The following is a 25,426-nucleotide window of genomic DNA, read 5'->3' as shown; positions in this document are numbered from 1 at the left end:
TTGATTTTCTCTCAGTGGCTTGTTACTTAAGCCTGCCGCCCTGCATACTCAGTGCTGTCACAGCTCGGAACAGGTTCGAGGTGGGCTTGCTCGGGGGAGCATGGGAGAACAGCGGTGCGCCACGTTCAATGGCATCGTGTGACGGCGGGGGCCTTGGCCCTCGTGCTTGCCTTCTCGCTCGGGTTGCAGGGCAGCGTCGGCGCCGAGGCGTTGACCATCGCGGCCATGGCCAACACCAAGACCTACGACGTGCATGGAGACATGGTTCTGGTGGGCAATGGCCTGCTGACCGCGACGACCAACAGCTTGAGCGGCTATGGCCCCGACTACCTCTTCGGCGGCGTCACCACAGCTCCCGAGAACGAGGCCTACGCGATGAAGTTCATCGACGTGGACGCCAATGCCGCCACCTTCAACTCCAGTCAGGCCACGTTCACCGTCCCCAAGGGCGCGACAGTGGTGGGCGCGAAGCTCTACTGGTCGGGTGACCTGGGCAAGGTCGCCGGGATGACGGGCACGCGCTGTTCATCGACCACCACCAGTACGGCAACCGTGCCGACGACGGGGACGGCCCAAACCCAGCAGGTCTCGGTCACCGTGAACGGCAAGGCGGTGAACTACCTACCCACGAACTACACCAGTGATCTGAACAACGCGAGCATTCCGACGGGTACCTCCTACTTCTATTCGGCCAATGCCGATCTGCTCTCCCAGTTCGATGGGGTGGTGGGCACCGGTACCCCCACCACCATGACGGTCGGCAATGTCTGGGGGGCGGCTGGCTACAACTGCCACGTGGGTTGGGCCATGGAACTGGTCTATGACTACGGTGCCTACGATCCCAGTCAGCCGGTTTCCTCAGTGCGGCGCAAGATCTACCAATTCGATGGTTATGAGCGAAAGTTCGTCAAAGATCCTGCCACGGCGGTCTCACTGACTGGTCTGGAGCCGCAAGGAACCGGTGCCAAGCTGGGGGTGGTTGGCTATGAGGGGGATGCGGCCCTCTCGGGCGACTACGTCCGCTACACCGACACCACCTCAACGAGCGTCTCGCTGGGCGAGAATTACTTCATCAGCCGGGCCGATGGGGCGGTTCCCTATGCCCCTTTCAGGGGAACCGTCTTCCACAATGCCAACGTGGACGCCAGGACGGCCGCCCTGCCGAATGTGAAGACCGGTGACTCCACGCTGACCATCAACCTGGGTACGACCAACGACTCCTACCTGCTGCAGCACCTCAGCGTCGCGGTACCGATGGCGGACATCGCGATTGTCAAGACCGCTGGCAATGGCGAGGAGAACCAGGCGATCGCGCCCGGCGCGCTGCCCTCCTTCCGCATGACCGTTTACAACTCTGGCTCGGCCCCCTTGAAGAACCTCAGCGTCGAGGATCCCTTGGCGCCGGGGTGCAATCGGACGACGGCACAGATGGCCACCATCCTGAGCGCGGCCGGGTACACGAACGGCCAGCTCCCGGAGGGTGCCTCCGTTCAGTACACCTGTGACGGCCCCGCCACCTCGTCCACCTTCACCAACACGGCCAGTGTCAAGGGGCAGACCGTGGATGGTGCGGTCTTGCTGGACAAGTCCGACGTGGCCCAGGTCCAGGTGGCCAACTGGACCCTGACGAAGGCCCCCAAGACCCCGGACGTGAAGAAGGGCACCGACGCCACCTGGGTGATCAAGCTAACCAATACCGGTGGCGCGGACATCTACGACATCACCCTGAGCGACCCGTCGACGCCGGCGTGCAACAAGACCGTGCCGTTGCTGGAGAAGGGGCAGACCCTCGAATACGAGTGCAGCGCGACGGTGACCGGCACCACCACCAACACCATCAACGCCACCGGTACCGCCAAGGCCACCGAGAACGCCAAGCTCACAGTGCCGATGACCGCCACCGCGAAGGGAACGGTCTACGTCAGTGAGATTGACGTCACCAAGACGGTGGACAAGGCCACCGTCGCAGTGGGCGAGCAGGCCACCTTCACCTTCGTCGTGAAGAACACCGGCACCGCCACCCTCAACACCGTCGCGTTGGATGACCCGAAGTTCCCCAGCTGCAACCAGGCCAATGTCGGCCCACTGGCACCCGGGGCTTCGAAGACGCTCACCTGCACCGTCACCCCCTTCACCGCGGCCGCCGCCAGCGCCCTGACCAATACCGTCACGGCGACGGGCACCCCGCCGTCCGGCATCAAGGTCACCGACACCGCCCAGGTGGACGTCGGCAACAAGGCCCTCCAGCTGGTGAAGAAGGCGACCACCACCGACGTGAACGGCAACAGCCTGCTGGACGCCGGCGACACTGTGACCTACACCTTCACCGTCGCCAACACCGGCTCGCTGCCGCTGACCAAGGTGGTGGTGGCCGACCCGCTGCTCACCGGCCGGGCCATCACCTGCGTCCCGGACGTCCTGCAGCCGGGCGAGGTGTCCAACTGCACCGTCGCTGAGACCTACACCGTCACCCAGGCCGACGTTGATGCTGGCACCCTGAAGAACACCGCCACCGCCACCGGTACCGCGCCCGACAACAGCACCACCACCGGCACCGCCTCGGTCACCCTCACCCCGGTGGCCCAGCCCGCAATCCAGCTGACCAAGACCGCCAGTCGGCCCACCGTCGATACGGTCGGACAGCAGGTCACCTACACCTTCACCGCCACCAACACCGGCAATGCCAGCCTGAGCGGGGTGACCCTCAGCGACCCGTTGGCCGGCTTGTCCGCCCTGACCTGCCGCAATGCCGCCGGCCCGGTGGCACTCCCCACTACCCTGGCCCCAAAGGCGGTCCTCACCTGCACCGCCACCCGCAGCACCACCCAGGCCGATCTCAATGCTGGCACCGTGGTGAACACCGCCACCGTCAAGGGCACCGCACCCAGCGGTACCACGGTGAACGACACCGCCAGTGCCACGGTGACCGCCACCCAGCGCAGGACCATGGCGGTGACCAAGACGGCCGACAAGACCGAATTCTCGACCGTCGGTGAGGTCGTGAAGTACACCGTCACCACCACCAACACCGGCAACGTGGTGCTCAGTGGCGTGCAGATGACCGATTCGATGACTCGGCTGGCCAACCAGGCCTGCAGCCCCAGTTCTCCGGCGCTCCTGCAGCCCGGTCAAACGTTGACCTGTACGGGAACCCTGACCGTCAACCAGGCCGACCTCGATGGTGGCGCCATCCTGAACACCGTCACCAGCAAGGCCAATCCGCCCAGCGGTGAACCGCTCACCGGAACGGCCCAGTTCGTGGTCACGCCCAAGCCGTCCTCGGGCCTTGACCTGGTGAAGACGGCCAGCCGGCAGAGCATCACCGCCGCCGGACAGTCGATCACGTACAACTTCACCGCCACCAACAGCGGCGCCAGCACCCTGAACAATGTCCGGGTCACCGACCCGCTGCCCGGGCTCGTGATGGGAGCCTGCAGCCCGGCTGCGGGCAGCAGCCTGGTACCCGGCGCCAAGATGACCTGTTCCGCCACGTACACCGCCACCCAGGCCGACGTCGATGCCGGCAGGATCGTCAACACCGCCACCGCGACCGCCACCGACTCCCACGGGAACGATGTCTCGGGCCCGGGAACGGCCACCGTCACCGCCGCCCCCACCGGCGGCATCCAGCTCACCAAGACCGCCAACCCCAGCACCGTGGACACCGTCGGGCAGCAGGTCACCTACACCTTCCTGGTGAAGAACACCGCCAACGTCACCCTCAACAGACTGGCGCTGAGCGACAAGCTGGCCGGTCTTTCCGCGGTCACCTGCGCGCCCACTGCGCTGGGCGGGTCGCTGGCCCCCGGTGCCACCACCACCTGCACGGCCACCCGCGCCACCACCCAGGCCGACCTGAATGCGGGGGTGGTGAACAACACCGCCACCGCCACCGGCACCACTCCGGCCGGGGCCGCAGTCACGGACAATTCGACGGCCAAGGTGACCGCCACCCAGAACCCTGCCTTCAGCATCACCAAGACCGCCACTCCCAAGCAGGTCATCAAGGCTGGGGACCGGATCAGCTACAGCATCGTGGTGAACAACAACGGCAATGTGGTGCTCACCAACCTGCGGCTGGCTGACCCGATGCTGGGGACCGTCACCTGCACGCCCACCGCCCTCGGCGGCACGCTGGCACCGGGCAGCAGCACCACCTGCACCGGCAGCTACCCGGCCACCCAGACCGACATCAACGCCGGCACCATCAACAACACCGCGACGGCGACCCTCACCCCGCCCACCGGCGCCGACCTCAGCAGGGCCGCCTCCGAGGTGGTCACTACGCTTCAGAACCCGTCGCTGACGGTCAACAAGACCGGTTCCACCGCCACCTACGACGCGGTGAACGGCACCATCGACTACACCATCACGGCCACCAACTCCGGCAACGTGACCATGACCCAGGTCAACGTCACCGACTCGATGTTCTCCGCCGCCCGCCTCAGCTGCACGCCCACCATCCCGGCCACCCTGCAGCCGGGCGGTGTGATCACCTGCAAGGCCACCCGGACCATCAGCCAGGCCGATCTGGACGCCGGCAAGCTGGTCAACACCGCCACCGCCACCGGTACCGCCAATGGCACCAGCTACACCGGGAGCGACAACTTCACCGCCACCGCCACCCAGAGGCCGGCCTTCACCCTGACCAAGACGCCCAACCCGGCCACCATCACCGGCGCCGGTACCGCCATCGGGTACAGCATCGTGTTGACCAACTCGGGCACGGTGACCCTGAGCAATGCCCAGATCAGTGACCCGAAGCTCGGCTCCTTCACCAACTGCACTCCCGCCCTGGGATCCAAGCTTGCCCCCGGTGCCACGATGACGTGCACCGGCAGCTACACCAGCACCCAGGCCGACGTGGACGCCGGCTCCATCCTGAACACCGCCACCGGCACCGCGGTCACCCCCACCAACGCGACGCTGACCAGGACCGCCCCGGCCGTGGTGACCGTCACCAGCGCCCCGGCCCTCACCCTGACCAAGAGCGCCGCACCCACCCGCGTCGGCACCGTCGGCCAGGTGGTCACCTACTCCTTCCAGGTCACCAACACGGGCAATGTCACCGCCAACTCGCTGGCCATCACCGACGGTCTGGCCGGGCTGTCCGCCATCAACTGCCCGGTGACCACCCTGGCGCCAAAGGCGAGCACCACCTGCACCGCCACCCGGGCCACCACCCAGGCCGACCTGAACCTGGCCTCCGGCACGATCGACAACACCGCGACCGCCACCGCCAAGGATCCCAAGGGTGCTGCGGTCACCTCCAATGCCTCCACGGCCACCGTGACCCTCAACCAGACCCCCGGCCTGGGGATCACCAAGACCGCCAATCCCACCACGGTGAAGGCCGTCGGTGACCAGGTGAACTTCACCATCGTGGTCACCAACTCCGGCAATGTGGATGCCACCAATGTCCGCGTCGCCGACAACCTGATTGCTGCCGCCCAGGTCAACTGCACCCCGGCCCAGGGCAGTACCCTGGCGCCCAAGGCAACCATGACCTGCACCGCCACCCGGGCCACCACCCAGTCCGACCTGAATGCCGGACAGGCGATCAACACCGCGACGGTCACCGGCGCGGCACCCAACGGGTCCGCGATCACGCCGGCCACCGCGAAGGCCACGGTCACTGCCACCCAGCTGCCGGCCATCACATTGGACAAGACCTCCACCACCACGCTGGCCACCGCCGTCGGTCAGGGGATCCAGTACTCCTATCTGGTGACCAACACCGGCAATGTGAACCTCGGCTCGCTGAAGGTCACCGACCCGCACCAGGGGCTGAGCAACATCAACTGCAATGGTGTCAACAGCCTGGCTGTCGGGGCCAGCGTCACCTGCACCGCGACCTATTCGGCCACCCAGGCGGACATGAATGCCGGCAGCATCACCAACAACGCCACGGTCACGTCGGAGAAGCCCGGCGGCAGCACCACCAATGCCGCCGATGACGTCACGGCCACCGACTCCCTGGTGATCGCGACCGAGCAGCGGCCCGACCTGGGCTTTGCCAAGACGGCCAACCAGACCACATACTCGGCCACCGGACGCACCATCACCTACACCTTCTCCGCAGCGAACAGCGGCAATGTGGACATCACCAATGTGCAGATCAAGGATCCGCTGCCCGGTCTGACCGCCCTGACCTGTTCCCCGGCGCTGGGCTCCACCCTGGCGCCCCGGGGCACCATGAGCTGTTCGGCGACCTACGTCACCACCCAGGCAGACCTGGACGCGGGCAAGATCGTCAACACGGCGACGCTCACCGGTCAGGCCCCCGATGGCAGCACCATCACCCGCACCGGCGCGGTCACCATCACCGGGGCGCTGGACTCCAAGCTCACCCTGAGCAAGACCCCCAACCCGGCCAGCATCGCCGCCGCCGGAGACAAGATCACCTACACCTTCGTCGCCACCAATACCGGCAACTCCACCCTCAAGCAGGTCAGCGTCGCTGACACGGACCTGCCGGGGATGAGCGCCATCACCTGCGACGCCACCACCCTGGCCCCCAATGCCAAGACCACCTGTACCGCCAGCTACACCGCCACGCAGGCGGACGTGAACCGCGGGAGCATCCCGAACCTGGCCACCGCCAGCGGCGTCGACCCGACGGGCAAGCAGGTCAGCGGCTCCGCCAATGCCACCGTGACCGTCACCCAGGCCCCGAAGCTGGCCATGGTGAAGACCGCCAGCCGTACCGGCATCGACGCCGTGGGCCAGCCGATCACCTACACCTTCCGGGTCACCAACACCGGCAATGTCACCATCAATGACCTGACCGTCACCGACGCGCTCCGCGGGATCTCCGCGCCCAGCTGCCCCGTGACCACCCTGGCGCCCGGTGCGAGCACCAACTGCACCGCGAACTACACCACCGTCCAGGCCGACCTGGACAATGGCGGGGTCACCAACAGCGCCACCGCCACCGGCACCACCGAGAGCAAGGCCACCGTCCCGCCGGCCACCGCCACGGTGACCGTGCCCGCCAGCCAGACGGCCACCGGGACCTTCAGCAAGACCGCCAGCCCGCTGACCTACAGCCAGGTGGGCGACGAGGTCACCTACACCCTGCGGGTCACCAACACCGGCAATGTCACCGTCGGCGGCGTGCTGATCACCGATGCGGAGCTCCGCAACCGGGTGGGCGCGCTCAATTGCAACATCTACAACAGTTCGGGAACGCTGCTGCGCCCCGGGTCCGGCGCGGTCGCGCTGGCACCGGGGGAGTACAAGGAGTGCCTGGCCACCGTCGCCGTCACCCAGGCGGACCTGAATGCCGGGTCCATCACCAACGTCGCCCAGGTCAACGGCAAGGCACCGGACGGCAGCGCGATGCCCGAGCTGACGGACAGTGCCGTCGTGACGGCGAACGCCCAGCCCGCCATGACCTTCCGGAAGACGTCTGATTCGCCGACGGTCTCCCGCGTGGGCCAGCAGATCGGCTACACCTTCGTGCTCACCAATACGGGCAATGTGGAGCTCACCAATGCCCAGATCAATGACCCGAAGATCCCGACGGCCAACCTGTCCTGCACCCCCGGCCTGGGCTCCACCCTGCAGCCCCGGACGTCGATGACCTGTACTGGCACCTACGCCGCCACCCAGGCGGATCTGGATGCGCAGAAGATCGTCAACGTGGCCACCGGCACCGCCACCGGCGCGGGCAAGCCGCTCAGCGCCACCGACACCAGGACCGTGGACGCCCAGCTGAAGCCGGCCATCGCGCTGGCGAAGTCGGCCACGCCGAACCCCGTCGCGAAGGCCGGCGACGTGGCCACCTTCAACCTGGTGGTGACCAATACCGGCAATGTGACGCTTGACAACATCACCGTCACCGACCCGCTGGCCGGCCTGTCCGCGGTGACTTGCCCCGTGACCACCCTGGCTCCGGGCAAGGACACCACGTGCACGGCCACCATGACCCTCACCCAGGACCAGATCAACTCCGGTCAGGTGACCAATACCGCCTCGGTGACCGGCACCGACCCGGCCGGAACGGCGGTCACCAACACCGCAACGGCGGTGCTGCGCACGAACCAGACCCCCACCCTGACCCTGGCCAAGACCGCCTCGCCCACCCAGGTGGCCAAGGCTGGTGACCCGGTGACCTACACCTTCCTGGTGACCAATACCGGCAATGTGACCATCAATGACCTGGTGGTCAACGACCCGATGTTCACGCCCACCGAGGTTGACTGCTCGGTCACGTCCCTGGCGCCGGGGGCGTCCACCACCTGCACCCACAGTTGGAATGTGACGCAGGCCCAGATTGACCAGCCCAGCTTCACCAACGTCGCCACCGCAACCGGCACCACCGCCAGCGGCGCCACGGTGCCGCCCGCGCAGGGGCAGGCCACCGTGACCACCGACCCGAAGCCGTCCTGGACCTTTGTCAAGACCGCCGACCATGACCAGGTCAACATCATTGGTGACACGGTGACCTACACCCTGGTGGTCACCAACACCGGCAACGTCACCTTGAAGAACGTCTTCATGTCCGATCCGAAGGTGGCCAACCCGTCCACCAACATGCTCTTCGACTGCTACGTGCTCAATGCCGACGGCAGCCGCGCCACCGATGCCCCCGGCGCGATCGACCTGCTTCCCGGCCAACAGAAGGTCTGCCACGGCGCCAAGACCTTCACCCAGCAGGACTTCGAGGTGCCGGACCCGAATGACGCCACGTCCGGCATCGACTGGCCCAACCAGGCCTATGTGAACGCCATCACCCCCGATGGCACGAAGCTGCCCACGCTGAACTCCAGCCCGGCCGCCGACCAGCCCGCCGGCCCGACCACGGTCTACCTGCACCCCAAGCCCGACTTCGACATGGTCAAGACCGCCGATGCGCAGCGCTACTCCCGCGTCGGCCAGGTGATCAACTACACCATCCAGGCCACCAACTCCGGCAATGTGGAGCTGAACAATGTCGCCATCAGCGACAAGAAGCTGGCCGCCGCGAGCTTCCAGTGCTCGCCGGCGATGGGCTCCACCCTGCAGCCGAAGCAGACCATGACCTGTTCCGGTGCCTACACCGTCACCCAGGCCGACATCGACGCCGGGTCCATCACCAATGAGGCCGTCGGGCACGGCACCGACAACCAGGGCGTCACTCACGACGCCAGCGCCGCGGCAGTGCTGACCGTCGTCTACTTCGGCCAGGACGGCATGATGCTGGAGAAGATCGCCGACCCGCGCACGGTGAGCAAGGCTGGTGACGTGGTCACCTACAGCTTCATCGTCACCAACCTGGGCACCGGCCAGATCAACGGCCTGACGGTGAGCGACCCGCTGATCACCAACTCCGGCGGCACCATCAGCTGCCCGGCCACCACCTTGGCCGGTTCCCCGGATGCCACCCGGCCCAGCCAGTTGACCTGCACGGCCAGCTACACGGCCACCCAGACGGACATCGACAACAAGGGCTTCCCCAATACCGCCAGCGCCACCGGCGCCACCGTCAACGGCGGCGTCACCAAGAACCTCAGCTCCGAGGCCTCCGCCCAGGTGCTGGCCAACCACGCCCCGTCGATGACCCTGACCAAGACCGCCACGGTGCGCGACGGTGCCGTGGACACCGCGGGTGACCTGGTGGACTACACCTTCCAGGTGACCAACACCGGCAACGTGGCGTTGAACAGCCTGGCGCTGACCGACGCCATGCCCGGCCTGAGCACGCCCAGCTGCCCGAAGACCGTGCTGCAGCCCAATGAGGAGATGACCTGTACCGCCACCCTGACCGTGAGCCAGGGCCAGCTGGACGGCGGCCAGATCACCAACCGCGCCGTGATCACCGGGCAGGACCTGGACGGCGAGCAGGCCATGGCGCAGGCCACCGCCACGGTGACCGCCACGGCCAAGCCGGCGATCACCTTCGACAAGGCGGCCGACAAGACCGAGATCACCACGGTCGGCGAGGTGGTCACCTACACCTTCACCGGGACCAATACCGGCAATGTCACCCTCTATGGCTGGAAGCTGACCGACGGCCTGAGCGACGCCGCCGGCAACAGCCGGCTGACCGCGGTCAGCTGCCCGCCCGCCAGCAATGTCGCACCGGGGGAGTCCCGCGTCTGCACCGCGCAGCTGGTAGTCACCCAAGCCGACCTGGACGCCGGCACCATCAACAACACCGCCACGGTGAACACGGTGACGGCCGACGGCAAGCCCGGCCCGTCAGGCACCGACACGGTTACGGTCACTGCCACCCAGACGGCCGCGCTGGAGGTCACCAAGACCGTCGACCAGGCCGAGTACGCCACTGTCGGCCAGGCGCTGAACTACTCCATCACGGTCAAGAACACCGGCAACCTGAGCGTGGCCAATGTGCAGCTGGCCGAATCCCTCACCGAAGGGATGGGTGCGCTGAACTGCTCGCCCGCGATCGGCTCGACCCTGGCCAGCGGCCAGAGCATGAGCTGCACCATCAGCAAGACGGTCAGCCAGGCGGATCTGGACGCCCAGAAGATCACCAACGTGGCCACCGCCACCGGCACCACCAGCAAGGGTGAGCTGAGCCAGCCGAGCAATGAGGCCGTCTCCACGGCCAAGCTCGCCCCGGCCATCAACCTCGTGAAGAATGCCAACCCGAAGTCGGCCGACACGGCCGGCACGGTGATCAACTACACCTTCGACGTCACCAACACCGGCAATGTCGCTCTCCAGGGCCCCGCGATCACCGACCAGTTCACCAACCTGGGCGGCGGTGCTGCCCTGCCGGTGACCTGCCCGCAGACCACGCTGGCCGCCGGTGCCACCACGCAGTGCACCGCCAGCTACACCCTCACCCAGGCCGACATCGACGGCGCCCGCCCAGCCGACGGCAAGGGGTTGGAGAACACCGCGACCGTGACGGCCAACGACGTGGCCGGCACGCCGGTCACCGACACCGACAGCACCAGCGTGCAGCTCAACCTGGCCCCGCAGATTGAGGTCAACAAGACCGTGGTGAACCCGGCCACCAATGACGCCACCTACTCCAAGGCCGGCGACACCCTGAACTACACCATCACCGTCACCAATACCGGCAATGTCAAGGTGATCGCGGGACAGCTGACCGACCCGCTGCTGAAGGACATCACCTGCGACGTCTATGAGCTGGCCCCCAAGGGGGTTGCCACCTGTCACGGCACCTATACCGTCGTCCAGAACGACATCGACGACGGCCGAGTGCCCAACACCGCCACCGCCACCGCCACCGACACAGCGGGGACCCCGGTGAAGGCCCAGGGCCGAACCGAGGCCACCGCCGTCAAGAACCCGGCCATCACCCTGGCCAAGGCGGCCGACCCGACCACCGTCGATGCGGTGGGCCAGCAGGTGACCTACACCATGGTTGCCACCAACACCGGCAACACCACCCTCAGCCAGGTCTTCATCGAGGACAAGCTGCCCGGGCTCAGCCTGCCGTTGCACTGCACCATCACCGCGACCGATGGCACCACCCGCCCCGGTTCCGGCCCGATCTCGCTGACGCCCGGTGAGATCAAGACCTGCACCGCCACCCGGTTGGCCACCCAGGCCGACCTCGACGCCGGCCAGGTGACCAATACCGCCTCGGTCACCGCGGCGGAGTTGGACAAGCCGGTCACCGCCCAGGCCACCGTGCGCGCGACGCAGCGCGGCCAGCTGACCACCACCAAGACCGTGGACCGGCAGACCTATGCGGCCGTCGGCGACGTGCTGACCTACACCATCGGGGTGACCAACACCGGCAACACCACCGTCAGCAATGTGCAGCTGGCCGAATCCATCCCCGTCGAGGGCACCACCTGTGATCCTGCGCTGGGCTCCAGCCTGGCGTCGGGCGCAGTGATGAACTGCACCGTGAAGCACACCGTCACCCAGGCGGATCTGGATGCGGGCAGCATCAGCAATGTGGCCACCGCCTCCGGCAAGGACCCCAACGGCACCACCGTCGAGGACCCCTCGGACCCAGCCACCTCCACCGCCCAGCTGGATCCGGCGCTCACCGTCACCAAGACCGGCACGCCCAGCACCGTCAACGCGGCCGGGCAGACCATCACCTGGGACTTCGTGGTGCGCAACACCGGTAACGCCACCCTGTACGACGTGGTGCTGACCGACACCAAGCAGGGAATCTCCGCCATCACCTGCCCCGGCGCCAGCGCGCCCTACACCCTGGCCCCGGGCAAGGAACTGACCTGCCAGGCGAGCTATGTGGTCACCCAGGACGACATCGACCAGGCCAATGCGGCCGCCACGCCGCCCATCGGCGTCGCGAACCACGTCGACGTGACCGCACACGACGTGAACAACAAGCAGGCCACCGGCAGCGCCGACGCCCAGGTGACCGTGAAGCACGAACCGGCCATCACACTCGACAAGACGGTCAGCCCGGAGACCTTCACGGGGCCGGACCAGGAGTTCACCTACACCTTCGTGATCACCAACACCGGCAATGTGATGCTGAAGGGCATCACCCTGACCGACCCGCTGCCGCGAATGGGCACCTTCACCTGCGACCGGGACCTGCCCACCGCCGAGCTGGAGGTGGGTGAGAAGATCACCTGCACCGCCACCCGTACCGCCCTGCAGACCGGTGTGGACTTGGGCAAGATCACCAACGTCGCCACCGTCACCGCGGTCGACGCCGACGGTGGGATCTCCGTCAACGACTCCGACGACGCGGTGGTGACCGCCACGCAGACGCCGGGCATGACCCTGGCCAAGAGCGCCGACCGGACCACCGTGAATGCCGTGGGCGACGTGATCACCTACACGCTGACCATGAAGAACACCGGCAATGTCACGCTGAACAATGTCGTGATCGACGACCCGAAGGTGGACGCCGGCAGCTACAACTGCACCGTGCTGGACGCGAAGGGCGCCGAGGTCGCCGGCTCCAGCACCGCGGGTGTCGAGCCCGGCGGTCAGAAGATCTGCACCGCCACCCACACCACCACCCAGGCCGACATCGACGCCGGCAGCGTGGTCAACACCGCCGTCGTCAACGCCGCCGGCCCCAGCGGAGCCCTGCCCGCCGAGCCGTCGAATGAGGTGGTCGTCGAGGCCATTCAGGGCGCCGGGATCAAGCTCGTCAAGAGCGCCACCCCGACCCGCGTCGCGGCCGCCGGCGACACCGTCTCCTACACCTTCACCATCACCAACACCGGCACCACCAGCCTGAACAACATCCAGCTCACCGATCCGCTGCCCGGGCTGTCACCCTTCGACTGCGACCTGCCGCTGGGCGGCAGCCTGGCCCCGGCCGGCGAGATGCACTGCACCGCCAGCCGCCAGGTGACCGAGCCAGAGATGAACCAGGACACCATCCTCAACACGGCCACGGCCACCGGCACGAGCCCCGGCCCCAAGGGCGGGCCGGTGACCTCCCAGAGCACCGCCACCGTGATCCCGGTGCACAAGCCGTCGCTGGGTCTGGACAAGACCCATGACGTGGCCTCCGTGACCAAGGCCGGGGACCCGGTGACCTACACCTTCACTGTCACCAACACCGGCAATGTGGCGGTGGACCAGATCGCCGTCGCTGACCCGCTGCTGGGCGCCAGCCCGATCACCTGCCAGGCAACCCGCCTGACGGTGGGGGCCAGCACCACCTGCACCGGCAAGTACACCGCCACCCAGGCCGACATCGACGGGGGTCGGATCCTCAACACCGCCACCGTCACCGGCGTCGACACCCTGGGCGGAGACCCGGTGACCCCCGGCAAGGATTCCGACGAGGTGCCGGTGACCCAGACCCATGCTCTGGCCATCACCAAGACCGCCGTCAGCCCCGGGCCGCTGAAGCTGGGCGACCCCGGCGAGTTCAAGATCGTGGTCACCAACACCGGTACCACCACCATCACCGATGTCACGGTGACCGAGGACGACTTCCTCTACCCAGGGGCGACGTTGAGTTGCCTGCCCGCCCAGGGGTCCAGCCTCGCGCCGCAGCAGACGATGACCTGCAAGGCCGTTCGGATCACCGACCAGGACGCCATCGACTTCGGCGTGCTGGAAAACCGTGCCGCCGTCAGCGGTACCGACCCGAACGGCAACCCGGTCGAGGCCACCTCCGAGGTGGCGCAGATCCCCACCGAGCAGGGCACCCTGACGCTGGGCTTCACCAAGACCCCGTCGGTCACCACGGTCACCCAGGTGGGCCAGCAGGTCACCTACACCATGGTGGGCAAGAACACCGGCACCAAGACCCTCTACGGCGCAGACATCACCGACGACAGCCTGCCCGGCCTCTCGGCGCTGAACTGTGACTTCGAGTCCGCCAGTTACTTGCGGCCCGGGCAGACCTTCACCTGTACCGCCAGCTACACCGTGACCCAGGCCGACCTGGACCGAGGCAGCATCCAGAACACCGCGCTGCTGGACGGCTACGAGGCCACCGCCGACGCCTACGACTACCGGGAGCTGAACGCCCCGGCCACCGTGACCGCGGCGGCCGCTCCCAAGCTGACCCTGGCCAAGACCGCCGACCACACCACAGTCTCCGCCGCCGGCGAGCCGGTGGTCTACACCCTGAGCCTGCGCAATGACGGCAATGTCACCGCCAAGGGCGCCACCATCACCGACCAGCTGCCGAACCTGGGTGCGCTGAACTGCACCCGGGCCGACGGGTCCGTGGCCACCCTCCCGGCCGATCTGGCGCCGGGCGAGGGCATCACCTGCCAGGCCGGCTACACCACCACCCAGGCCGACATGGACAAGGGCAGCATCATCAACAATGCCCAGGCCACCGCCACCACCCCGACGGGTGCCGCGATCACCTCGAACCAGGCCAGCACCACGGTCATCACCGAGAACCGGCCCGGCCTGCAGGTGGCCAAGACCACCACCACGACGCTGATCCGCCAGGCGGGGGAGAAGGTGCCCTTCACCATCACCGCGAAGAACACCGGCAATGTGTCCTATACCAACGTCCAGGTGGCCGACTCCCTGCCGCTGGACGGGCCGCTGACCTGCACCCCGGCCCTGGGTTCCACCCTGGCGCCGCAGCAGACCATGACCTGCACGGGCAGCTACACCGCCACCCACACCGACCTGATGCAGACCGGCATCACCAACGTCGCGACCGTTACCGGAACCGACCCCAAGGGCAATGTCCAGTCCGAGGAAGGGTCGGTCAACGTCCCGGCCGTCTACAACCCCAAGTTGGAGTTCACCAAGTCCGTCCAGGCGCCCGCCAACTGGGGCGTCGGGGACACCCTCAACTACACCCTCCACGTGCAGAATGTGGGCAACATTGATGCCTACTACATCAATGCCGTGGACACCATGGCCGACCTGTCCGCCATCACCTGCACCGTGGACGGCACCAACATCGACGTCCCGCAGAACTACAACGTGGCCATGAAGCCCGGCATGGGGGCCACCTGCAAGGCCACTTACACGATCAAGCAGTCCGACGTCGACCGTGGCCTGGTGAACAACACTGCCACGCTCAATGCCAAGGAGGTGGATGGCCATGCCTTCCCCACGGAGGTGGCCTCTGCCCGCACGGAGAGCAAGCACACCGCCTCGATCGCCTTGGACAAGCACGCATCGGTGACCCAGGTCAGCGCGGTTGGCCAGAAGGTGGACTACTTCTTCGACATCACCAACACCGGTGAGCTGAGCGTCTCCGGCGGGCAGATCGTCGACGAGCTGCCCGGGCTGTCCGGGATCAGCTGTGACGCCTACGGGCTGGAGCCCGGTGGCGTCGCCCACTGCAAGGCCGATTATGTGGTGACCCAGGCGGATCTGGACCGGGGCTACCTGGACAACACCGCCACCGTCCAGGCCCGCGACCCGCAGGGCAATGTGGTGGGCCCGATCAGTGACACCAATCACATCGCGGCCGTGGGCACTCCCCAGTTGACCCTGGTCAAGGACTCCAAGAGCTCCGAGGTGGTCAAGGCCGGTGAGGTGCTGCAGTTCACCATCATGGTGACCAATACCGGCACCGTCACCGCGCACGACGTGCAGGTGGACGATCCGAACACCACGCTCACCGGCTGTGACCTGAAGGCCCCCGTGGCCCTGGCGCCCGGTGCCAGCATGAACTGCACCGTGGAATACACCGTCACCCAGGACGACATCAACCGTGGCCAGGTGCTCAACGTGGCCACCGCCACCGGCCTGGACCCGGCCAACAAGCCGATCCCGCCGGCCCAGGGCAGCAAGACGGTGCCCGCTCTGCGCAATTCCCAGGTTGACCTGGTCAAGAGCGCCAGCCCCGCCACCTACTCGACCGCTGGGCAGGAGGTCACCTACACCTTCACCACCACCAACACCGGCAACACGTCGGTGCAGGGCGTCACCGTCAGCGACCCGATCGACGGACTGTCCGCACTGACCTGCACGCCGGCGGCGGGAGCCACCCTGGACCCGGGCCAGCAGCAGACCTGCACCGCCACCCGTGCCATCACCCAGGCGGACCTGGATGCGGGAAGCGTGCTGAACACCGCGACGGTGCACGCCGAGAATGTCGGCGGCAACCCGGCCGATCCGGCCGACGACCTGACGGACACCGCCGATGCCAAGATCACCGGCGAGAACAAGCCCGCTCTGAGTCTGACCAAGCAGGCCGACAAGCAGACCGTCACCACCTTGGCCGATGTGATCACCTACACCTTCGTCGCCAAGAACACCGGCAACGTCACCATCCACGACGTCGTGGTCTCCGACCCGAAGACCGGTCAGGGCATGACCCCGATCCAGTGCCCGAAGAAGGTGCTGGCCCCGCAGGAGTCCATGACCTGTACCGCCACCTTCACTCCGGCCCAGATCGACCTGGACCGCGGCACCATTCCCAACACCGCCACCGTGGCCGGCCTCGATCCGACCGGCTCGGCCGTGAAGCCCGGGGAGGGCTCCACCACGGTGGGCGTGACCCAGCAGCCCGCCTTCGGGCTGGCCAAGACGGCCGACCACACCCTGGTCACCACCGCGGGTGAGCGGGTGCTGTACACCTTCATCGGCACCAACAACGGAACCGTCACGCTGCACGGCGTGACGATCACCGATCCGTTGCCCAACCTGGAGCCGATGGACTGCTACCCGCGAATGCCCGCCACCCTGCCGCCCGGCGAGAAGCTGGTCTGCCGCGCCTACTACTCCGTCACCCAGGCGGATCTGGATGCGGGCTCGGTCACCAACACCGCCACCATGAACGGCCTCGATCCGAAGGATCAGGCGCTGGCTCCGGTGACCGACGACGAGATCATCTACACCGTTCCCTCGGACACCACGATGTCGCTGACCAAGAATGCCGACGCCACCGAGATCACGGCCCCCGGACAGGTGGTGAACTACACCTTCGAGATCAGCAATGTCGGCAACCAGAGCACTGCCGACGTGGTGCTCAGCGACGAGCTGACCGGGCTGGGCCCGATCACCTGTCTGGATGACGGCGGGGTCTCCCACCCGATGCCCGAGGACGGCGTGCCGCTCACCCTGGCCCCCGGGGAGAAGCGGGTCTGCACGGCCGCCTACACCGTTACCCAGGCCGACATCGACCGCGGCGAGCTGTACAACGTCGCCACTCTGAACGCCAACCTGGGCGGCAAGCCGATCACCCCGCTGCGCGCCGACAAGCGCCTGCTGGGCACTCAGAAGCCGGGCCTGACGGTGGCCAAGACCAGCTCCGTGCAGACCATCACGGCCGCCGGCCAGCCGGTGCGCTACACCTTCACCCTGACCAATGGCGGCAATGTCACCGCCCGCAACCTGAGCCTGACCGACCCGCTGGCAGGCCTGACCAACCACGCCTGCACCATCGACGGTGCCACGGTGCCGGTGACGGTGAATGGGGCCACGGTGACGCTGACGGGTGCCAGCCTGGCGCCCCAGCAGCAGGCCGTCTGCACCGCCGACTACGTCACCACCCAGGCCGACATTGACCGCGGCACCCTGAGCAATGCCGTGGCGGTCAACGGCAACGACCCGGGCAACAACCCGCTCACGGGCAAGGACAAGGTGGACATCCCCGCCAAGCCGGCCAGCGGCGTCAGCTTCACCAAGACCGCGGACAAGCCGGTCGTCAAGCCCGGTGAGGTGCTCACCTACACCTTCACCATGACCAACAATGGCCAGGTCAGCGCCACCATCAGCTCCCTGACCGACCAGCTGGCGGGGCTGTCCACGCCGACCTGTGACAAGGCGCTGCCCGTCGTACTGGCACCGCAGGAGAGCAATGTCTGCCACGCCAGCTACCCGGTCTGGCAGCAGGATGCCGAGGTGGGCACCGTCACCAATGGCGCCTACATCAAGGCCAGCGACCCGCTGGGCGTCGAGATCCCGACCCCCGTGGCCAGCGTCGTGACCCCGGTCACGCCCAGCCCGGCCGCCACCCTGACCAAGGACGGCAGCCTGGTGGACAGCAATGGCGACGGCACCGGCACCGTCGGGGAGACCATCAACTACACCCTCGTCGTCACCAACACCGGAGATGTCACCCTCAAGGGCGCGGTGCTGGAGGATCCGCTGCTGCCCGCCCTGACCTGCAGCCCGGCCCAGAGCGAGCCTCTGGCCCCCAAGGCCACCCGCACCTGCACCGGCGCGCACGTGATCACCCAGGACGAGGCCGCCAGCGGCAATGTGCACAATGTGGCCACCCTGAGCGGGCCGCAACTCGCCGCGCCGGTCACCGCCACTCATGACCAGCCCACCGGGGTGACCCCTGCCCTGAAGCTGGAGAAGTCGAACAGCCTGGTGGACACCAATGGCGACCAGCTGGGCACCGTGGGGGAGACCATCAACTACACGATCATCGCCCGCAACATCGGCGATGCCGTGCTCACCAATGTCACCGTCAGTGATCCGATGCTGCCCGACCTGACCTGCACCCCGGCGCAGGACCAGCCGATCGGCGTGGACGAGTTCCGCACCTGCACCGGTTCCCACGTGATCACCGAGGCCGACGTGCTGGCCGGCAGCGTGAAGAATGTCGCCACCGGGAAGTCCCCGCAGCTGCCCCAGGACTCGACGTCGAACGAGACCGAGGTCAAGACCAAGGCCAATGCGCACGCCCAGTTCGTGAAGAGCGCCGCCCTGGCCGACACCAACAATGACGGCGTCGGCACCGTGGGGGAGACGATCAACTACACGATCATCACCACCAATGACGGCGACGTCACCCTGACCGGGCTCTCGGTCACCGACCCGATGCTGCCGACCCTGACCTGCACCCCGCTGCAGACCGCTCCGCTGCCCGTCGGCCACGTGCGCACCTGCACCGGCACGCACGTGGTCACCCAGGCCGACGTCGAGGCCGGGCCGGTGGTCAACACGGCCACCCTGACCGGCTCGCAGATCCCGACGGCGACCTCCACCGCCATCGTGCCCACCGGCGGCAATCCCGACGCCAGCATCAAGAAGAGCCACGTGCTGGCCGACACCAATGGCGACGGTTTCGGCACCGTCGGGGAGACGGTGAACTACACCGTCACCGTGACCAACACTGGCGACGTCCGACTGACCGGTCTGACGGTGAATGACCCGATGCTGCCCGCCCTGGCCTGCACCCCGGCGCAGGACCAGCCGCTGGATCCCGGCGCCGTGCGCACCTGCACCGGCAGCCACGTGATCACCTCGACCGACGCCGAGGCGGGCCACGTCACGAATGTGGCCACCGTCAACGGCCCGCAGGTGCCCCTCAAGCCGTCGGATCCCGACGTGCTCAAGGTCACCCCGAAGCCGTCCGCCACGCTCACCAAGGTGCCTGCCCTGGCCGACACCAATGGCGACGGCGTGGGCACCGTGGGGGAGACCATCACCTACACCCTGACCGTGACCAACACCGGCGACGTCGAGCTGCGCAACCTGCAGCTGACCGACCCGATGCTGCCGGCCCTGACCTGCACCCCGGCCGAGTCCGAGGCGCTGCCGGTGGGCGGCGTGCGCACCTGCACCGGTGCGCACCTGGTCACCGAGGCCGACGTGGTGGCCGGTGCGGTGAACAACACCGCCACCCTGGCCGGGCCGCAGCTGCCCGCACCGCTGACCGACAGCGCGACAGTGCCGACCGGGGCCAACCCGAAGGCCACCGTGACCAAGGACCATCAGCTGGCCGACACCAATGGTGACGGAGTGGGTACCCCGGGCGAGACGGTGACCTACATTGTCCGGATCACCAACACTGGTGACGTGGCCCTGACCCAGATGACGGTCACCGACCCGATGCCAGGCCTGACGCTGACCTGCGATCCGACGCTGGACCAGCCGCTGGCCGTGGGCGCGGTGCGCACCTGCACCGGCACCCACGTGATCACCGCCGCAGAGGCCGTGGCTGGCACGGTCAAGAATGTGGTGACCGTCACCGCTCCCGGGCTGCCGGAGAACCCGTCGGACGACGACGAGGTGATCACCAAGCAGAACCCGAACGCCACGCTGGCCAAGACCGCCGAGCTGCCCAATGGGGCGACGGTGGCGCACGTCGGCGACCCGATCAGGTACACGATCACCCTGACGAATACCGGTGACGTGCCGTTGACCGACGCCACGGTCTCGGACCCGATGCTGACCGACCTGGTGTGCGCCCCGGCGCAGGACCAGCCGATCGCGGTGGGTGGCAAGCGGGTCTGCACCGGCACCCACGTGGTGACGGCCGACGATGCGCTGAACGGTCTGGTGAAGAACATCGCCAGCGCCACCAGCTCCACCATCGGGCGGATCGACACCCAACACACCGAGCTGGTGGAATCCCGGCCGGATGCCAGCATCAACAAGGTGGCCACGCTGGACGACACCAATGCCAATGGCGTGGGCAATGTGGGGGAGAACATCCGCTACACCATCACGCTGACCAACACCGGCGACGTCCCGCTGAGCGACGTGGTGATCAACGACCCGATGCTGCCGCAGCTGACCTGCACCCCGGCACTGACCGAGACCATCCCAGTGCTCGGCCAGGTGGTGTGCACCGGTGACCACGTGATCACCGAGGCCGATGCCCAGGCCGGCGCGGTGAACAACATCGTCACCGCCAAGGTGCCGGGCGTCCCAACGGACCCGTCGGATCCCGAGGTGGTGCGCACCGAGCCCAAGCCGGCCGTCGAGTTCGACAAGCAGGCCAGCCTGGTGGACGCCAACGGTGACCACACCGGCAGCGTGGGGGAGACCATCAACTACACCCTCACCATCCGCAACACCGGTGACGTGGCGCTGGTCAACCTGACCATCGACGACCCGATGCTGCCGCAGCTGGACTGCGTGCCCGCGATGAGCGAGCCGCTGGCCAAGGGGGCGGTGCGCACCTGCACCGGCACCCACCTGATCACCCAGGCCGACGCCCTGGCCGGTTCCGTGGTGAACACCGCGACGCTGACCAGCCCGCAGATCCCCGGCATCCCGCCGAAGACCGCGGTGGTGCCGACCCGGCCCAATGCCAGCCTGACGCTGACCAAGTCGCCCAACCTGGCCGACACCGACGGCGACGGCTACGGCTCGGTGGGGGAGACCATCACCTACACCGTGACCGTCACCAACAATGGCGACGTGGCGCTGGATGACCTCGTCGTCGCCGACCCGCTGCTGACCGACCTCACCTGCGCCACCACCGGCGCGCTGAAGCCCGGCGAGACCCGCAGCTGCACCGGCACCCACGTGGTCACCCAGGCGGATGCCCTGGCCGGCCAGGTGGTCAACACCGCCAATGCCACCAGCAGCCGCACCGGCAAGGTGCCGTCGCCGACCGTCGTCGTCAAGACCAGGCCGAAGCCCGGCAGCACCCTGGTGAAGTCGGTCTCCGACGCCAATGGCGACGGGATCGGCCAGGTGGGCGAGACGCTGACCTACACGCTGACCCTGACCAACCGGGGCGACGTGCCGCTGGTCGACGCCGTGGTCACCGACCCGATGCTGGGCGACTCGCTGACCTGCACCCCGGCGCAGGACCAGCCGCTGCCCGCGGGCGCCGTGCGCACCTGCACCGGCACCCACGTCGTGACCGAGGCGGAGGCGCTGGCCGGTTCCATCCGGAATGTGGCCACGCTGCACGTGCCCGGCCAGCCCGACCTGCCGGCCGACGCGATCATCACCACCAACCCGGCCAAGAGCGCGACCATCAAGAAGAAGGCCGAGTTGCAGGACACCAATGGTGACAAGCTGGGCCAGCCCGGCGAGGTGGTCAACTACACCATCACCGTTACCAACACCGGCGATGTCACCCTGACCGGCCTGAAGGTCAACGACCCGATGCTGCCGCAGCTGACCTGCACCCCGGCCGAGTCCGAGCCGCTGCCGGCCAAGGCGGTGCGGATCTGCACCGGATCCCACACCATCACCGAGGACGAGGCCAGGGCCGGATCGCTGAAGAATGTGGCCACCCTGACCGGTGGCGACATCCCCGACCCGGGCCCCGGCAGCGGCGAGGTGCCCACCGGCACCAACCCGAAGGCCACCGTGGTCAAGGAGCACCAGCTGGCCGACACCAATGGCGACGGCGTGGGCTCGGCCGGTGAGGCCGTGACCTACATCATCCGGATCACCAACACCGGCAATGTGTCGCTGCGCAACATGACGGTCAAGGACCCGATGCCCGGCCTGGTGCTGACCTGCGATCCGTCGCTGGACCAGCCGCTGGCCGTGGGCGCGGTGCGCACCTGCACCGGCACCCACGTCATCACCGAGGCGGAGGCCAAGGCCGGATCGGTGAAGAATGTGGTGACCGTCACCACCCCGGACCTGCCCCAGGATCCGACGGGTGAGGACACCGTCATCACCAAGCCCAACCCGAATGCGACGCTGGTCAAGACCGCCGAGCTGCCCAATGGGGCGACGGTGGCGCACGTCGGGGACACGATCAAGTACACGATCACGTTGACCAACACCGGTGACGTGCCGTTGACCGACGCCACGGTCTCGGACCCGATGCTGACCGACCTGGCCTGCACTCCGGCGCAGGACCAGCCGATCGCGGTGGGTGGCAAGCGGGTCTGCACCGGTACCCACGTGGTGACGGCCGATGATGCGCTGAACGGTCTGGTGAAGAACATCGCCAGCGCCACCAGCTCCACCGTCGGGAAGATCCCGGATGCCGAGAAGATCGTCACCGTGATCCCGCGGCCGGATGCCGAGGTGGTCAAGCAGGGCGTGCTGGACGACACCAATGGTGACAAGGTCGGCAGCCTGGGCGAGACGATCAACTACACCATCACCGTCACCAACACCGGCGACGTGCCGCTGACCAAGGTCACCGTCATCGACCCGATGCTGCCCCAGCTCACCTGCACCCCGGCGCAGGACCAGCCCATCCCGGTGGGCGGATCCCGGGTCTGCACCGGTGCACACGTGATCACCCTGGCCGATGTCCAGGCTGGCTCGGTGGCCAATGTGGCCACCGCCACCGGCCCGCAGTGGCCGCACGACCCGACTGGCTCGACCATCATCCCGACCGACCCGAAGCGCGACGTCGAGATCAAGAAGTCGGCCGAGCTGCAGGACACCAATGGCGACGGTCTGGGCCAGGCTGGCGAGGTGGTGAAGTACACCATCACCGTCACCAACACCGGCGAGATCGTGCTCAACGGCCTGGTGGTCAGCGACCCGTTGCTGCCCAACCTGACCTGCACCCCGGCGCAGGACCAGCCGCTGCCGATCGGCGCGGTGCGGACCTGCACCGGTGAGCACACCATCACGGAGGCGGAGGCCGCCAGTGGCAGACTGCGCAACACCGCCACCGTGAAGGGCCCCGGCGTCGACCCGCACGACAGCTCGGTGGACCTGGAGACGTCGGTGATTCCGACGCCCACGCCGACGCCCGTCGAGACGCCGAGCGACACCCCGTCGCCGACGCCGGTTGAGACGCCGAGCGACATCCCGTCGCCGACGCCGGTTGAGACGCCGAGCCCGACGCCGGTCGAGACGCCGACTCCGTCAGAGACCCCGTCTCCCACGCCGACGCCGAGTGAGACGCCGGTTGACACCCCGTCGCCGACGCCGAGCCCGAGCGAGACCCCCGCGCCGAGCCCGTCGCAGACGCCCACGCCGCCCGTCGTGCCGCCCACGACCCCGGCCCCCAGCGTGACCCCGACCCCGCCGGTGGTCCCGCCGACCCAGCAGCCGTCGACCCAGCAGCCGGGCCCGGCCCCGACGTCGAGCAACCCGACGTCCCCGGCCCCGGTCAACCCGACCGTCCAGCAGACCAGCCCGGCCCCGGCCCCCGCGCCGGTGGTTCGTCCGGTGCCGCCCACGGCGCCGGTGGCCAACACCGGCTCGGACGTCTCACCGTGGATGTTGATTCTGGGCTTGCTGTCCACGATTGCTGGCATCATGCTGATTGCACGAAAGGACAAGGAGAACTCGTGACCACTTCCCCCAACCTCCCCCTGGCCCGCCGCGGCCTGGCGGTGCTGGCCTGCGCGACCGTCGCCCTCGGTGGCCTGGCCGGCTGCTCCAACAAGGACGGCGAGGCCGAAAGCAGCCCGTCGGCGACGGCACCCACCGTCGCCTCCGCGCCGCTGCCCAAGGAGCCCACCTTCAACAAGACCCCCGTCGGGGCGGTCTCCGACGTCAAGATCACCGAGTGCGGCCTGGAGAAGGGCAACCAGACCGCCAAGCTGGAGCTGACCAATTCGGCCAAGAAGCCGCGGGACTACTCGATCATGGTGATCTGGCTCAAGAATGACTCCGGCACCCCGCTGGGCTCCGGCCTGGTGAAGCAGGAGGCCGCGGCGCCGGGCAAGAAGGTTGAGCTGACCGCCAAGGGCAAGGTGGTGGACAAGGCCGATCGCTGCGTCCTGCGCGTGCTCGCGGGAGACCTCAAGTAGTGGCTTCCGCCACCCGTGGTGCCACCCGGGTCGGCCGTCGTCGTCGCTGGACGCCGTCGCGCTGGCTCGGGTTGGTGCTGCTGCTCGTCGGCCTGGGCATCCTGGGCTGGGCGGGCTGGCAGTTCTTCGGCACCAATGTCGCCGCCCGCAAGGCCGCCAGCCAGGAGACCCAGACGCTGCGGTCGCAGTGGCAGGCCGCCGGCAAACCAGCCGCCAGCGGCAACCCGACGGCCGCGCCCGTCGCCGGAGGGGACGGGATGGCGCTGCTGTGGATCCCGGATCTGGGGGCCAGCTACGAGTGGCCGATCCTGGCCGGCACCGACGCCGAGGTGTTGGGAAAGGGCGTCGGCTGGTATGAGAAGAGCGCCCGGCCGGGTCAGGTGGGCAATTTCGCCATCGCCGGCCACCGGGTGACCCACGGCGAGCCCTTCCGTCGCCTGCTGGAGTTGAGGAAGGGCTCCGAGGTGGTGGTGGAGACCCGGGAGGCCACGTACACCTACCTGTTGGACAATGCGCCCTCGGAGCTGACCGTGCAGGACACCGACGGCTGGGTGCTGGACCCGGTTCCCGGCAAACCCAGCGCCACCCCCAATCGGGCCCTGATCACCCTGACCACCTGCCAGGACCTGTTCCACTCGCCCGACCGCTCCGTGGCCTTCGGGCACCTGGTCAAGACCGAGCCCAAGTAG

3 protein-coding genes are annotated in these 25,426 nt (G+C 67.8%); all 3 read left to right on the top strand.

The features are described 5' to 3' along the window. Positions 1-162: 162 nt before the first annotated feature. From AAEX60_RS07125 to AAEX60_RS07115, 3 genes are read left to right on the top strand one after another with little or no spacing between them, the layout of a single operon-like run. Complete coding sequence (locus AAEX60_RS07125) at positions 163-24,276, top strand: DUF7507 domain-containing protein (RefSeq protein WP_342102496.1); 24,114 nt, start codon at positions 163-165, stop codon at positions 24,274-24,276. Continuing rightward, positions 24,273-24,737, top strand: a complete 465-nt coding sequence (locus AAEX60_RS07120; RefSeq protein WP_342102233.1) for a hypothetical protein — start codon at positions 24,273-24,275, stop codon at positions 24,735-24,737. Before AAEX60_RS07125 ends, AAEX60_RS07120 begins: the two co-directional genes overlap by 4 nt. Further along, a complete protein-coding gene (locus AAEX60_RS07115; protein ID WP_342102232.1) occupies positions 24,737-25,426 on the top strand; it encodes a class E sortase in 690 nt (229 codons plus the stop codon). The genes AAEX60_RS07120 and AAEX60_RS07115 overlap by 1 nt, the downstream gene beginning before the upstream one ends.

The sequence above is a fragment of the Luteococcus sp. H101 genome (genome assembly GCF_038433155.1).
Classification (GTDB): domain Bacteria; phylum Actinomycetota; class Actinomycetes; order Propionibacteriales; family Propionibacteriaceae; genus Luteococcus.
This window is presented reverse-complemented; position numbering and strand designations above follow the sequence as displayed.